General features: G+C 41.9%; 18 protein-coding genes. 5 read left to right on the top strand and 13 right to left on the bottom strand.

Annotated elements, in window-relative coordinates; translation table 11 throughout:
- Nucleotides 1-124: 124 nt before the first annotated feature.
- From urtA to urtE, 5 genes are all read left to right on the top strand, one after another.
- A complete protein-coding gene (gene urtA / locus IM676_RS00270) occupies nt 125-1,399 on the top strand; it encodes an urea ABC transporter substrate-binding protein (RefSeq protein WP_200988460.1) in 1,275 nt (424 codons plus the stop codon).
- Between the two features lie 56 nt (nt 1,400-1,455).
- Complete coding sequence (locus IM676_RS00265) at nt 1,456-2,610, top strand: ABC transporter permease subunit (protein WP_200988459.1); 1,155 nt, start codon at nt 1,456-1,458, stop codon at nt 2,608-2,610.
- A gap of 19 nt (nt 2,611-2,629) precedes the next feature.
- A complete protein-coding gene (gene urtC / locus IM676_RS00260; RefSeq protein ID WP_225880416.1) occupies nt 2,630-3,751 on the top strand; it encodes an urea ABC transporter permease subunit UrtC in 1,122 nt (373 codons plus the stop codon).
- Complete coding sequence (gene urtD, locus IM676_RS00255) at nt 3,726-4,472, top strand: urea ABC transporter ATP-binding protein UrtD (RefSeq protein WP_200988457.1); 747 nt, start codon at nt 3,726-3,728, stop codon at nt 4,470-4,472. Before urtC ends, urtD begins: the two co-directional genes overlap by 26 nt.
- A 487-nt stretch (nt 4,473-4,959) precedes the next feature.
- On the top strand, nt 4,960-5,658 hold the full coding sequence (gene urtE, locus IM676_RS00250; RefSeq protein WP_200988456.1) for an urea ABC transporter ATP-binding subunit UrtE: 699 nt from the start codon (nt 4,960-4,962) through the stop codon (nt 5,656-5,658).
- A gap of 27 nt (nt 5,659-5,685) precedes the next feature.
- On the opposite strand, the gene arsB is transcribed toward urtE, so the two are convergent.
- The 13 genes from arsB to IM676_RS00185 all read right to left on the bottom strand — a co-directional run bounded on the left by arsB (nt 5,686) and on the right by IM676_RS00185 (nt 14,734).
- Entirely contained in the window at nt 5,686-6,843 is a 1,158-nt protein-coding gene (gene arsB, locus IM676_RS00245) for an ACR3 family arsenite efflux transporter (protein WP_200988455.1), read from the bottom strand.
- Nucleotides 6,840-8,102, bottom strand: a complete 1,263-nt coding sequence (gene arsJ / locus IM676_RS00240) for an organoarsenical effux MFS transporter ArsJ (protein WP_200988454.1) — start codon at nt 8,100-8,102, stop codon at nt 6,840-6,842. Before arsJ ends, arsB begins: the two co-directional genes overlap by 4 nt.
- 59 nt (nt 8,103-8,161) lie before the next feature.
- Nucleotides 8,162-9,172, bottom strand: a complete 1,011-nt coding sequence (locus IM676_RS00235) for an ArsJ-associated glyceraldehyde-3-phosphate dehydrogenase (RefSeq protein WP_200988453.1) — start codon at nt 9,170-9,172, stop codon at nt 8,162-8,164.
- A 108-nt stretch (nt 9,173-9,280) separates the two neighbouring features.
- Nucleotides 9,281-9,610, bottom strand: coding sequence for an ArsR/SmtB family transcription factor (locus IM676_RS00230; protein WP_200988452.1), 330 nt, complete (start codon nt 9,608-9,610; stop codon nt 9,281-9,283).
- Nucleotides 9,611-9,622: 12 nt separating this feature from the next.
- Nucleotides 9,623-10,834 carry an aspartate aminotransferase gene (locus IM676_RS00225; protein ID WP_200988451.1) on the bottom strand — a complete coding sequence of 404 codons (1,212 nt, stop codon included), beginning with the start codon at nt 10,832-10,834 and terminating at the stop codon, nt 9,623-9,625.
- Entirely contained in the window at nt 10,831-12,021 is a 1,191-nt protein-coding gene (locus IM676_RS00220; protein ID WP_200988450.1) for an iron-containing alcohol dehydrogenase family protein, read from the bottom strand. The genes IM676_RS00225 and IM676_RS00220 overlap by 4 nt, the downstream gene beginning before the upstream one ends.
- 299 nt (nt 12,022-12,320) lie before the next feature.
- Complete coding sequence (locus IM676_RS00215; RefSeq protein WP_200988449.1) at nt 12,321-12,842, bottom strand: Ycf51 family protein; 522 nt, start codon at nt 12,840-12,842, stop codon at nt 12,321-12,323.
- Between the two features lie 91 nt (nt 12,843-12,933).
- Nucleotides 12,934-13,236 carry a hypothetical protein gene (locus IM676_RS00210; RefSeq protein ID WP_200988448.1) on the bottom strand — a complete coding sequence of 101 codons (303 nt, stop codon included), beginning with the start codon at nt 13,234-13,236 and terminating at the stop codon, nt 12,934-12,936.
- A gap of 177 nt (nt 13,237-13,413) precedes the next feature.
- A complete protein-coding gene (locus IM676_RS19960; RefSeq protein ID WP_200988447.1) occupies nt 13,414-13,599 on the bottom strand; it encodes a HEPN domain-containing protein in 186 nt (61 codons plus the stop codon).
- Entirely contained in the window at nt 13,584-13,814 is a 231-nt protein-coding gene (locus IM676_RS19955) for a HEPN domain-containing protein (protein WP_200988446.1), read from the bottom strand. The genes IM676_RS19960 and IM676_RS19955 overlap by 16 nt, the downstream gene beginning before the upstream one ends.
- Nucleotides 13,798-14,148 (bottom strand): nucleotidyltransferase domain-containing protein, encoded by a 351-nt coding sequence (locus IM676_RS00195; RefSeq protein ID WP_200988445.1) that lies wholly within the window; start codon nt 14,146-14,148, stop codon nt 13,798-13,800. Before IM676_RS00195 ends, IM676_RS19955 begins: the two co-directional genes overlap by 17 nt.
- A gap of 60 nt (nt 14,149-14,208) precedes the next feature.
- Complete coding sequence (locus tag IM676_RS20160) at nt 14,209-14,400, bottom strand: HepT-like ribonuclease domain-containing protein (RefSeq protein ID WP_404799810.1); 192 nt, start codon at nt 14,398-14,400, stop codon at nt 14,209-14,211.
- Complete coding sequence (locus tag IM676_RS00185) at nt 14,393-14,734, bottom strand: nucleotidyltransferase family protein (RefSeq protein WP_200988444.1); 342 nt, start codon at nt 14,732-14,734, stop codon at nt 14,393-14,395. Before IM676_RS00185 ends, IM676_RS20160 begins: the two co-directional genes overlap by 8 nt.
- Nucleotides 14,735-14,811: the final 77 nt, after the last annotated feature.

Raw genomic sequence — 14,811 nt, 5'->3', positions numbered from 1 at the left:
AAGAGTGTACCTTACTCAGCAGCAATCAATTTAAACTTATTAAAATTTTGTATAGTAGATAACTTTTTCATGGTAAAGTGTCGAACTAACATCAAATCTGATAGTGTAACAAAATCACCAAAATATGGGTAAACAATTTAACCGAAGGAAGTTTTTACTTTATAGTTCTGCAACTATCGGTACTAGCGTTTTGCTCAAGGCTTGCGGGAATAACTCACCCACTGCTACTGATAGCGGTGACACCATTAAAGTAGGTATTTTACACTCCCTGAGCGGGACAATGGCCATCAGTGAAAGAAGCGTTGTTGATGCTGAAAGATTAGCAATTAAAGAAATTAATGCTGCTGGTGGTGTGTTAGGTAAACAAATTCAGGCGATTACTGAAGATGGGGCTTCTAACTGGGATACTTTTAGAGAAAAGGCTACCAAACTAATTGATCAAGATCAAACTGTTGTCATTTTTGGTTGTTGGACTTCTGCTAGTCGCAAAAATGTTAAACCGGTGTTTGAGAGTAAAGACCATATGCTCTGGTACCCGGTACAGTATGAGGGTCAAGAATGTTCTAAAAACATTTTCTATACTGGTGCGGCTCCCAATCAACAAATTGAACCATCTGTTGATTGGATGTTGAAAAATAAAGGCAAAGAATTCTTTTTAGTTGGTTCTGACTACGTTTTTCCCCGGACTGCAAACACCATTATTAAGGCTCAATTGCAGGCTTTAGGTGGAAAAACTGTGGGTGAGGATTATTTACCACTTGGTAACGTAGAAGTTACACCTATCATCTCTAAAATTAGGCAAGCTTTACCCAATGGTGGGGTAATTTATAACACCCTCAATGGTGACAGCAATGTGGCATTTTTTAAACAATTAAAAGGGGCTGGATTAACAGCAGATAAATATCCCTCTATGTCTGTAAGTATTGCAGAAGAGGAAGTTAAAGCCATTGGTGTTGAATATCTCCAAGGTCACTATGCAGCTTGGAATTACTTTCAAACAGTAGACACACCTGCAAATAAAAAGTTTGTAGAAGCTTTTAAACAAGAGTATGGTGCAGACCGGGTAATTAACGACCCCATGGAAGCAGCATACGTCGCCGTTTATTTATGGAAACAAGCGGTAGAAAAAGCTGGGACAACTGACATAGATAAGGTTCGCGCTGCGGCCTATGGTCAAACTCTAGATGCGCCAGAAGGTAAGGTGACTATGAACGCCAATCATCACTTGTCTAAAATTGTCCGCATTGGTCAAGTGAGACAAGATGGGTTATTTAATATTGTCTATGCTACCCCTGCACCAGTAGAACCAATTCCCTGGAATCAATTTGTCCAAGAAACTCAAGGATTTGGCTGTGATTGGTCAGACCCAGCTAAAGGTGGTAAGTACAAGCAAGTTTAAGTTAATGGTCAATAGTCAATACTTATTGACTATTGATATTTCTTGAGGATAAATAAGTGTTAATAGGTGTCTTAGAAGCTTTATTTAATGGTATTAGTATTGGGGCAGTATTATTAATTGCTGCTTTGGGACTAGCCATTATATTTGGTTTGATGGGCGTGATTAATATGGCCCATGGTGAATTGATGATGTTGGGAGCTTATGCCACTTTTGTGGTACAAAATGGCTGCAAAGAGTTGGGCGGAGTGTGGTTTGATTTTTATATATTTTTGGCTTTGATTATTGCTTTTCTATCCACTGCTCTTGTGGGGTTAGTGTTAGAACGGGGCGTGATTCGTTATCTGTATGGACGACCTTTAGAAACTCTCCTCGCTACTTGGGGGGTGAGTTTAATTTTTCAACAGTTGGTTCGCAGTGTGAATTGGTTATTAGTAATTGGTATATTCCTATTTTGTCTGTTGTTTTTTGGAGGTTTACGGATTTTAAATGCTCGGAGTAGTGGGGGTAAAGTTAGTAAATGGTTTGTAGGATTGTTGTTGTTACTATCTCTGGGAATAACAATAACAATGGGAAATTTATTGAGTGAGCAACAGGTATTTAGTCAACCTTGGTTTGGCGCTCAAAATGTAGATGTGACGGCTCCTAGTTGGTTGCAAGGGGGAATGTCTGTAGGTGGTATCCAATTACCATTTGCTCGCTTGTTTATTATGGCTTTGACAATAATTTGTGTAGCCGGAATTTATCTATTTTTACAGCGTTCTAACTGGGGATTAAGGATTCGTGCTGTGACCCAAAATCGCAGTATGAGTGCTTGTTTGGGTATCCCTACTCAAAAAGTTGATGCTATTACCTTCGCTCTGGGTTCGGGGTTGGCTGGTGTGGCTGGTTGTGCTATTAGTTTACTGGGTTCTGTAGGGCCAAACACCGGACAAAATTATATTATTGATACCTTTATGGTGGTAGTGGTCGGTGGTGTGGGGAATCTAGCAGGAACTATTATGGCGGCTTTGGGAATTGGTACGGCTAATTTCTTAATTGGTTCTGGGACTCTAGGTTTGGTGTTATCTCCTATTCAACCTTTAGCCGATTTGTTGAATTTCTTTGCGACTACAAGTATGGCCAAGGTGTTAGTGTTTGCACTGATTATCGCGTTTTTACAGTGGAAGCCTGGGGGTATTTTTCCTCAGAAAGGTCGTACTGTTGATGTTTAAACCAGAAAGGACACAGAGGATGATTCGGAAGGGAGGACGGTTAATTTTAATTGAGATTGGGGTGGTAGTGGCGATCGCACTGTTCCTGATTTTAATTATACCAGCAATGCTGTCGGGGTTCCGGTTGAATCTACTGGGGCGGTTTTTGTCCCTGGCCATTGTGGCTTTGGGTCTGGATTTAATCTGGGGTTATACCGGGTTGCTGAGTTTGGGACATGGGATTTTCTTCGGTTTGGGGGGATATGCGATCGCAATGTACCTCAAACTCCAAGTCCCCCCCGATGAATTACCTGATTTTATGGGGTTGTATGGAGTGAAAGAACTTCCTTGGTTGTGGTATCCTTTCTACTCTTTTCCCGTCGCTACCGTGGCGGTAGTGTTGATTCCTGGCTTACTAGCGGGATTATTAGGATACTTAGTATTTCGTAATCGCCTCAAGGGGGTTTATTTTTCCATATTGACCCAAGCAGCAGTGATTATATTTTTTAACTTCTTTAATGGTCAACAAAAACTGTTTAACGGTACTAACGGACTCACAGGTTTTAGAACCTTATTTGGGGTAAATGTCAGTGACTCCCAAACCCAATTCATTTTCTATACCCTGACGGTAATTGTTCTCGCCTTCACCTATGGGATTTGTCGCTGGTTGACAAGTGGACGCTTTGGGCGATTATTAATCGCTATTCGAGATGATGAAAGTCGGGTGCGATTTTCTGGCTATAACCCCACAGAATTTAAAGTTTTAGTGTTTGCGGTCTCCGGTGCGATCGCCGGGATAGCAGGGGCGTTTTATACACTTCAAAGTGGGTCTGTATCACCCCGAACCATGGATATTGGGTTTTCTATTGAAATGGTGATTTGGGTGGCGGTGGGGGGACGCGCTACCTTAACCGGGGCGATAGTCGGTACTTTATTAGTCAATTATGCACGCACTTTTTTAAGTGAACAATTTGCGGAAATTTGGCTATTTTTTCAAGGCGCACTATTTTTAATAGTCGTCACAGTCTTACCTGACGGTCTCATGGGATGGTTAAAAAAGCAACAGATTCCTTTTTTCCATCGCCCTCGCAAAATCGCCACATATCCCAACTTAGAAGCAGACCCAGAGGTGCAACATGAACGCGAAAATCTTGGAAACTGAAAATGTCACCGTCAGTTTTGATGGTTTTAAAGCTATCAATCAACTCAACTTTAGCATGGATGCGGGAGAGTTGCGGGTAGTAATTGGCCCCAACGGTGCGGGAAAAACCACCTTTCTGGATGTAATTACCGGGAAAGTACAACCAACCATTGGGAGAGTTTTATTCAAAGGTAAAAATCTGCGTTCTTTACCTGAACATAAAATCGCCCGCTTAGGAATTGGGCGAAAATTCCAAACACCCCGAATCTACTTAAACTTAACCCCCCGGGAAAACCTAGAAATTACTATTAACCGCCACAAAAATGTATTTTCCACCCTATTTAATCCCCCTCATCCTACGGAAAACAATAGTATTAAAGGCTTATTAGAAACAGTTGGTTTAACCCCTAAAGCAGACATTCCCGCCGGTTTACTCTCCCACGGAGAAAAGCAACGTTTAGAAATTGGGATGTTAGTAGCACAGTCCCCCGACTTATTACTAGTGGATGAACCAGTTGCAGGGTTAACGGACGAAGAGACCTATAATATCGGACAACTACTATTAACACTCGCCCAAAGCCATTCAATTCTAGTCATTGAACACGATATGGAATTTGTGCGCCAAATTGCCAAGACGGTAACAGTATTACATGAAGGTTCCGTACTATGTCAGGGGAGTTTTGCACAAGTCCAAAATGACCCCCGTGTGATCCAAGTATATTTAGGAGAACAGTCAGAATAAAACTGCTGTTGTTTAGAGGTTGTTTGATAAGTTTTCAACAGGTAATTGTTATCTTAGGGAACAGGGAACACCGGAACAGGGAACACCGGAAGGATTGGGGAACACACAAAAAACAATAAAATCCAGTCCCCTCCCCTTACAAGGCTATCCATTACTCACATCTTTCTTAACAATCTTGAAACATTTATGTCGCAACGGTTTCAACGCTTGAAAATTTCCCTACTCTTGACAAAATGTACCTTATTCTTCTTGATAAAACCCTTATTTTATTGAGAATCATCAACGGAGGATTAAGGTTTGGGGGTTTGCGAGCGATCACTCTCACGAATGTTAAGAAAGATCCGGGTAATGGATAGCCTTACAAGGGGAGGGTTAGGGTGGGGTAAAACAATAGTTGATACACTAATCATGACTTGACAAACAACCTCTTAACCCCGAGGTCTGGAGGGTGAATAAATCATAACTGCCATTGAGAATCAAAAAACTGATGCTAAAAATTTCTCAACTTAACGTTTACTACGGTGAAAGCCATATTTTACGCAACGTAGATTTAAGCGTACCAGCAGGACAAATGATCTGCTTAATTGGACGTAATGGCGTAGGTAAAACCACCCTACTTAAAACAATTATGGGGTTACTCTCACCCCGCAGCGGTACAATTAACTTCAATGGAGAATTAATCAACTCCAAATCTCCAGACCAAAGGGCAAAAATGGGAATTGGTTATGTTCCTCAAGGACGAGAAATCATCCCCCGGTTGACCGTCAGAGAAAATTTACTTCTAGGGTTAGAAGCTAGACAGAAACAATCAAGAAAAGCCGAAATTTCTGAAGAAGTTTTTAGCTTATTTCCGGTGTTGAAAACCATGTTATCCCGGATGGGTGGTGACCTGAGCGGTGGACAACAACAACAATTAGCGATCGCCCGTGCTTTAATGGGAGAACCACAGTTACTCGTCTTAGATGAACCCACCGAAGGTATACAACCCTCAATCATCCTGGAAATTGAAGCCGCAGTACGTCGCATCGTAGAAACCAAAGGCATTTCTGTGTTATTAGTAGAACAACACTTACACTTTGTCCGTCAGGCTGATTACTATTACGCCATGCAAAAAGGTGGTATTGTCGCCTCTGGTTTCACCACAGAACTGAGCCAGGATGTGATTCAAAAGTTTTTAGCTGTTTAAGTTTAATTTTGATTGAGTATTTTACCGTCAAATCAAATCCTCACTACTAATACAGCGTGGATCTGTTAATGTAGCTTTTTCTGGCTCCCTAGGGAACCAAACCGCTGTGCGCTGACAAATTTTAACCAACATCAACATCACTGGAACCTCGATTAACACACCTACCACCGTGGCCAATGCAGCACCGGAATTTAAGCCAAACAACATCACAGCTGTAGCAATAGCAACTTCAAAGTGATTACTAGCTCCAATTAATGCAGCTGGTGCGGCATCTTCATAAGATATATTCAGTTTTAATGCTGCCACATAACTAATCAAGAAAATGAAATTAGTTTGAATAAATAGGGGTACAGCAATTAACAAAATGTGCAAGGGATTCTCAACAATCACTTCACCCTTAAAGGCAAATAGCAAGACTAAAGTAATTAACAAAGCAGTAATAGCAACTGGAGTGAGATACTTTAAAAACCGCCTTTCAAACCACTGTCTACCTTTGTGTTGAAAAATCCAATAACGGCTGTACATTCCTACCACTAAAGGCAAACCAACATAAATAATTACAGATAAAACTATGGTCTGCCAAGGTACTATTAAATCATTCGCTGCTAGTAACCACCTACCCAAGGGTGCATACAAAAATAGCATTAATAGTGAATTTACTGCCACCATGACTAAGGTATGTCCCTGGTTACCGTAGGATAGATATCCCCACATCAACACCATGGCGGTACAGGGAGCGATTCCTAATAAAATTGTCCCGGCGATGTAGGAATTAACTATTTCTGCTTCCCTCCCACGCAGTAATTCTGTACCTGTAATCAATGGACGAAATAACCAACCCAAGAAAAACTGCGCAAATACCACCATTGTGAATGGTTTAATTAACCAGTTAACTATTAAGGTGAGAATTACAGGTTTAGGGGCGCGCACAGCATTCACAGCTTGGGTAAAGTCAATTTTTACCATGATGGGATACATCATGAAGAATAGACACACTGCAATGGGTAGGGAAACTTGATAAATACTCATTGCATCCAGTGCGATCGCCACCCCAGGAAATAACCTCCCTAGTGCAATTCCGGCTAAGATGCACAAAAATACCCAAACAGTCAAGTATTTCTCAAAAAAACTCAGGTTACTCCCGGCTTTTAGCGGGGTTTGATCACTGTGTTGATTTGTAGTCAATCTCCACCTCCAGTTTTCTCTGGGTATCCCTTGAGTGGTTTCGGGTCTGGTAGTTTGAGGGAGACTAGTCCGGCTGCTAAGACTAATAACATGGATGTCCACAGACAACCTACTAAGTTAAAATATTGAAACACCAACCCTGATAACACTGTACCAGCTAATCGACCCCCGGAGTTAGCCATATAGTAGAAGCCAACGTTGATGGCGACCTTATCGTCATCAGTGAACGCTAACACTAGGTAGGAGTGGACTGCTGAGTTAAAAGCAAAAACTACACCAAAGACAAGCAGTCCCCCAATAATGGCGATGTTACCAGGGACGCCCAATTGTAAAGCTAAGGCGATCGCTGCGGGAACTGCTGTGAGGGTAAATGTCCAAAACTGGATAGTCTGGGATTTCGGTGGTTGACCAGAACCAAAGCGCTGGATCAGGGTGGGCGCTAAAAACTGAATCACACCATAACCAATCACCCAACAAGCCAAGAAACCACCTACTTGATAGAACGACCAGCCTAAAGTCCCCCGTAAAAACACTGGTAACCCGACAACAAACCACACATCCCGGGAACCAAACAGAAAAAATCTCGCAGCTGAGAGAATATTAATTTCTTTGCTCTTAGAAAACAGTTGGCTAAACTTAACTTTGGCTTTGATTTTACCCATACCCCGAGGTAACATCAACCCGCTAAACATAATTAAGAACAGTCCCCCAGCCATAATTAACAGGGAAGAGGTAAAGCCAAAAGAAGACAACAGCACACTACCAACAAAAAAGCCTACCCCTTTAAGTGCATTCTTGGAACCTGTTAATACCGCCACCCACTTAAATAAAGATGACTGAGCCTCCTGGGGTACCACCAAGCGAATAGCACTCTTAGAACTCATTTTAGTTAAATCTTTAGCAATCCCGGAAAAGGCCTGGGCTACCATCACATAACCCACCGCCATCCACTGCGCCCAATTGGGATTCAGCCATGATAGCATGACTAAAGAAAAAACCTGTAAGCCAATACCCGTATAAAGAGTTACCTTTAAACCCAATTGGGAACCAATCCAACCGCCTAACAAGTTGGTAATAACGCCGAAGATTTCATAGAACAGAAATAAAAAGGCAATTTGTAAGGGAGTATAGCCAATACTATCAAAATAGAGTAGTACCAGCATTCGCAAAGCACCATCAGTGATAGTAAAACCCCAATAGGCTAGGGTAACAAGAATATAATTCTTGAGATTAGCGCCAGAAGCTGTAGAAGATGTCATAAATTGCGGAGTAGGGAGAAAGATTGTTACAGCAGATTTCCTTGGACTCAGGTAAATGACTAATAACTCAATGCAACCTTACGCGCTAATTCAACCATCCGATTCGCGTAACCCCATTCATTGTCATACCAAGCCAGGATTTTGACTTGAGTTTCATCCACCACCATTGTAGAAAGAGCATCAATAATAGAAGAACGAGGATCATCTTTGTAATCAATGGATACTAAAGGACGCTCTTCGTAGCCTAAAATACCTTTAAGAGGTTCTTGTTCCGAAGCTGCTTTCAACAAGCTATTAATTTCATCTACTGTCGTAGGTCTGACAACTTCAAACACACAATCTGTTAAAGAAGCATTCAGTAATGGGACTCGCACCGCCACACCGTTGAGCTTACCGTTAAGTTCGGGATAAATTAGCCCAATGGCTGTTGCTGAACCGGTTGTAGTCGGAATTAGAGATAAACTTGTAGCTCGCGCTCGGCGTAAATCTTTATGGGGTGCATCAACAATGGTTTGAGTGTTAGTCTGGTCATGGATGGTAGTAATGATGCCATGCTTAATACCTAAACCTTCATGAATTACCTTGACTACTGGAGCTAAACAGTTAGTAGTACAAGAAGCAGCAGTGAGCAGGTGATGCTTTTGGGGGTCATAAAGATGGTCATTTACCCCCATGACTATATTTAAGGCTTGTTCCTTTACCGGAGCGGCGACAATTACTTTTTGTACTCCCCTTTTAAAATAGGGGTCGAGGGTTTGAGGAGTGCGGAATTTACCGGAACATTCCAAGACCAAATCAACACCCAAGTCATCCCAGGGAACTGCGCCTGGTTCAGCATAATCACTGAATCTAAGATTTTTGTCGTTTATTAAAACACTTTCAGAATCTGCTTTTACTTCTAGTGGCCAACGTCCATGGACAGAATCAAACTTTAATAAGTGTGCTGCTGTTACCGCACCGCCTTTAATTTCGTTGATATGCACAAAATCTAATTCTGGCCAACCCCACCCAGCCCGTAGAGCCAGCCTACCAATTCTACCGAATCCGTTGATTCCTACACGAACTCTCATACATATTTAACTCCCAAAGGGTTATTTTTATATCATTTCAAAAAAAATTGATATGTCAATCCCTAGGGGGCTGCTGTATACAAAAATTAATCAATAAAACTTGATGTATCAGGAAAAATCATCGCAAGTCCGGGCGGGAGATATTTCTCCTAAACGGCTATATTCTCCTAAATATGTTTCTAAAACAGCGAATTGGCTCAAATTCAAACTGTAATAAATCCAGCGTCCTTCTTGACGGGCTTTGACTAAGCCTGCTTCTTTGAGAGTTTTGAGGTGAAAAGATAGTTTTGACTGACTTACCCCCAAGGTATCGCACAAGTCACATACACACTGTTCCCGGTTTCGTAGCAGTTCTACCGCATTAATCCTGATGGGGTCAGAAAGAGCATGAAAACCGGCAACAATTAAATGAGAATTGGTAGCAGAGGGGGTAGACATCAGTGATTTTCTCTATTTTGAACCAGAGACTACGGTTTCGGGTTGATAGCGGATACCAGCTTGTTTTAACCTGTGCAAAGCTTCACCCAAGCGATCGCACTCGGCAATCAAGCTGATCCTAACATAGCCTTCACCAGCAGTCCCAAAGGCATTACCAGGGGTAACAACCACGCCAGTTTGTTGCAAGACATCCAAGGCAAAATCCGTAGAACCCATACCCACGGGACACTTTACCCATAGATACATAGTGGCTTTGGTTTTGGGGATATCCCAGCCCAATTTTTCTAAACCGCTGATGAGAAAATCTCTGCGGGTGCGGTAGCGTTGCTGTACTTGATGTAGGTAGACATCTGGTAGTTCCAAAGCTGTTTGGGCTGCGGTTTGCAAAGCGGCGAAAATACCATAATCCAAGTTAGTTTTGAGGGTGCGCAAACCTTGAATTACATGACGGTTCCCCACCACAAAACCCACTCGCCAACCAGCCATATTGTAGGTTTTAGATAAAGTGTGGAACTCAACCCCAATTTCCTTAGCTCCGGGAATTTCTAACAAACTAGTGGGTTGATAACCATCAAAAGCTAACTCGGCGTAGCATAAGTCATGCACCAGCAGAATTTCATATTTGCGCGCAAAAGCTACGATGTCCTCAAAGAATTCCCGGGGGGCGGTGGCGGCGGTGGGATTACTGGGATAGTTAAAATAGAGGATTTTGGCTTGTTGTGCAACTGCATCGGGAATTGCAGCTAAATCAATTAACCAGTTATTCTCTGGTTTGAGAATTAAACTGTGAATTTTTCCCCCAGCTATTAACGGACCGCGAAAATGGGCGGGATAGGCGGGGGAAGGAACCAGAACTACATCACCAGGATTAATATAGGCGATCGCTAAATGGGCTAATCCTTCCTTAGATCCCAGTAGAGGTAAAGCCTCACTATCGGGATCTAAAACCACATTATAGCGGCGATGGTACCAATTAGTGATGGCACGGCGGAAACTAGCAGTACCTTCAAAAGGCGGATAACCGTGGTTGGCGGGATTTTGTAAAGCCGCCATTGCTGCTTCCACCACTGGTTGTGGTGTTGCACCATCTGGGTTTCCCATCCCCAAATCAATTAAATCAAGGCCTTGTTCTCGCGCTTTAGCCTTCAACTCATCTAAACGAGCAAATACATAAGGCGGTAGCTGTTGTATCCGTTGTGCGGGGTTAATCCAATTCAAGCTCATTCTAAAACCTCTTCATTCATTCCCCTGGTGGAGACACGATTAATCACCTCTCTACTATCCGTTGGTGCGGTGGTAGAAACCATTGCAGCCATCAAATTTTCTATGGACACCTTAAACGGGAGTCGATGGATGTCAGACTGGGGAGCTAAACTAATTTCCCCAGCTGTTTGTAACTCTTTTAATGTGATATTGCCTAAACCTAAATCATCCAAATTTCGCGGCAGTCCAATGTCTGCATAGAACTTTAACAACTGTTGCCGCGCCGATGCTGCCAGTTGATTGTTTTGTAACATTTCTTCTAAACGCAACTGCACCAAAATACCGTAGGCAACTTTTTCACCATGTATACTACCGTGTCCAGGGATGTGAGTTAACCCATTATGTACCGCATGAGCCGCCACCGTGCGACACTGCGCCCCTCCTAGCCCCCCAATCACCCCAGCCAGTAAAACTGTAGCATCTACCACTTCTTGCCAAACCTCACCACCTGGTGCTTTGAGGGCGGTACCTGACTTTTGCAACAGTATATCTCGTAAAACTCGCGCTTGTTGCACTGCGGCAATAATTAAAGTTTGTTGAGAATTACCACTGCTGACTGATGCTTCATACCATTTAGCGATCGCATCCCCAATTCCTGCGACTAATGTATGTTGTGGTGCTGTTTGAATTAAATCATAGTCAAGTATTAATAAATCAGGACAGTTAGACAGAGCCACATCATAGAGGAAAGCCCCGGTTTCCGAATAGACATTAGACAGAGCAGTCCAAGCGGCGCAGGTAGCCGCAGATGTGGGAATTGTCACCACTGGTAACCGCAACTGATGGGCGACCAACTTAGCTGTATCCAAAGCTTTACCCCCACCAAAACCAATCACCACATCAGCTTGGTGTTCCTGGGCTGCTGTCCTTAAACCTTGTAAACTAGCTTCACAGCAGTCTGCACCATAACTCTTTACGGCTGTGACTAAATTTTCCTGGGCTAACATTGGTTGTAGACTCTTTTGAGCCATAGTCACAGTAGAATTACCCACCACTAATAAGGGACGAGTTCCCCAGCGGGAAATTTCTACCGCTGCTGACTGTAAAACGCCACAACCACGAATTACCTTTCCTGGACTAACGGCCAATGTCAATAATGAGCTAGCAGTTTGATTAGACAAGTTTCTTGTAAAAGATTGACTGGGCATATAAATCATATAAATATATTGTGCCAAAACGTTGATAATTCTTAATCAGATTTGAGAGTTATGTCCAGAAATTTTTGTTTTCATTGGCTTTCGTCATCACCATGGAACTCAAACTCCGAACTAGGAAATTTTTTTAAACCCAGAATAAATAAATATATATGCTAATCTAAAAATAATCAATAATGTATAGTGTAATACAAAAAAATATGTTATTTTTGTCACCGGGGAAATAAAAAATCAGACTTGACCAGAATACCTCTGTCCCCGGTGACCCTAGAAAAAGCTCCGCCAATTCAGCACTAAGCAGCAGAGTCAGGTAATTGAGCAAATTTTTCCCAATAAATTTGTAGCTCCATATTCCCATCTTCCCGACTAGCTAATGTCCGCTTGATCTGACCTAAGTAAAGAGGTACAGAAACCCCTGGTTCAGGATGAATCACAGTACGAGCGCGAATAGTCAGTTGATTATCTCCCCTTGTCCCTAGACGACCATAGGAATACAAATTACTAGCCGCTTGTAATAAAGTTGCTTCTAATTGGTCTGGTGAAATTTCAGGTGATGTAGCGATCACCGTTTCTGTAGAAGCATTATCATAAACTAAAGTATATTTTACCGCCCCTGGAATCACAGTACGACTCAAAGGCACCAAAGACAGAGAAAATAAACCCGCAGTCAGCACCAACATAAAGCCAGTTGTACCCACCAGTCGAAAGCGGATACCCCACTTAACAATAAAAGCCAGCAATGTCAGGGCGGCGAATGCTATGGTGGCAATACCAGACCATTGGGCGTACTGAAGAAAGTCAGAAGTTGTCAGCATACAGATCAGCTACCTAGGTGTATTTTCTTGAATGGGCAACACACCCATTTTACCGATTAGTTGCACTCAGGAATTATGACTTAGGCAACTATCAAACTGGGATGCAATGAGTCCGCCAGATGCCAAATTCTTGAATTACAAAGGCCGATAATTGCGCCACCTGACTACCGGGAACCCAGGAAGGATCACCAAATTTTTCTATATGCTGTCCAGCGTAGCGGTTATTGGATGCGTGCGATCGCCATTCTCGCCCCACCAACGGCTCAATTTCCCCTTGGGCTGATAAATTTTCTGTAGTTTCTGTATGAGCTAAAAGGTGACTATTTTTTGGAGTGTGAATCAGGATAGAGCCATTTTTAGATTCCCAATCATAAATATTAAATAATTTGTTCATTTGATAGTTTACCTAAATCGTGTATAATTCCTGCTACTTCCATAAATAAAATTGTGCGTCTTTGCTCATCTGATGGTTGCCACAAATAATTAGTCATGTCTGATTTCTGTTACATAGATGTTCTGTGATTTTTTGGGTGTGGTTCCACAAACTGACTCTAAAAATTGCATTTTTTCATCAGTTCTCATCTTCTTGAGATTTCATCAATTCTTGAGTAACTTGATTGAATACTTGTCTTGATACAGCTAAGGCTTCTTGGGCATCATTAGGATCTGCGAAAGCATCTGAACTGGGTAAAGCATCGGGGTAGCGGGTAGGAAGGTAAAAACGATCAAGAAGTTGGATATCTAAAGCGATCGCCACAAGAGGATTAGATTAAGTAAATTCACTAAATCACTAAGCCGATGACTGCGGGGTGGAGTTTTTCCTTGATCCGTAAGTAGAGCTTTAATCGCTTTTTCGCTGCATTGCTGGGCATGGAAGCACACTTGATTGTATATGTTATTAGCGATCGCTAACTCTGCCATTTGCCAATCCTCACGAGCAAAAATTAACCACGTTTCATACTCCCTGCTCATATAAAATCTTGCCTTTCCCTAAAATTTCCTCTCGAAAAAAAGCCCGTTCTTTGCATAAATTTTCAAACTCAACAGGAGTATAGACCAGTATATCAATCCCTACTCGTGGTTGCAGCAACTGAATTACTTCTTTAGTGCGATCCAAAAAACGTTGCGTCGTTTCTTTAACTATGACTAAATCAAGGTCAGACCATTCATGGGTTATCCCACTTACCATTGAACCAAATAATATAATTGATTGAGGATGGTAAAAATCCCTTAACAAATCTACATAGCGGTTAAGTTCAGCTAAAAGTAATTGCTGGCGATCGCTCACCTGATTCAATTCAAGCATAATTAACTCCCTGGGTTAGATAAATTTTGTGCTATTTCCTGGGCGCGATCGCCTTTAATATTACTCATCCTGTTTTGGTAATTCATCTGATAATCTTTTGGTGGCTTCTCCCATGATGGCGATCGCGTACATCACTGCTGCGATAGTTTTTGGATCTTCTGCAAATTCAGCTTTCGTCATTCCCGATACAAACGAAATTGTATTGCAACTGTAATGATTGATATCGAGCAGGGATTCTAAATCTCTATTCATCTTCATAAATAACTTTTGCAGATGAAAGAATATTCTGTTTTCGGAGCCAATTATGACTCTGTTCAATAGTCGTTTTTCCCACTAAATCAACTTTTCGACTGAGCATTTTTTCTAATTCTTCTTCAGCATCAATTAAATCTGATAATCTCCAGCGAGTATTAGGTTTCAGAGCATACAAAAAATCTACATCGCTGTGCGCATTGAAATCATCGCGTAAAATTGAGCCAAATACTGATAATTGAGCGATCTGCCGGCGTTGACAAAAGGATTGAATGGCATTCATTGGTAGGGCGATCGCTAATTGTTTAACTGTTTCTGTTTCTGCTTTGCTCATAATCTTTGTAAACAATGTGAGTCAAGTTTATTTACTGGCTTTTACGTAATTCTTGGACTATTTGCATCTTTGACTGT

This window comes from Anabaenopsis elenkinii CCIBt3563 (genome assembly GCF_015245355.1).
In the GTDB taxonomy this organism is placed as follows: Bacteria; Cyanobacteriota; Cyanobacteriia; order Cyanobacteriales; family Nostocaceae; genus Anabaenopsis; species Anabaenopsis elenkinii.
The sequence above is the reverse complement of the archived record's forward strand: the minus strand, read 5'-3'. Positions and strand labels throughout refer to the sequence as shown.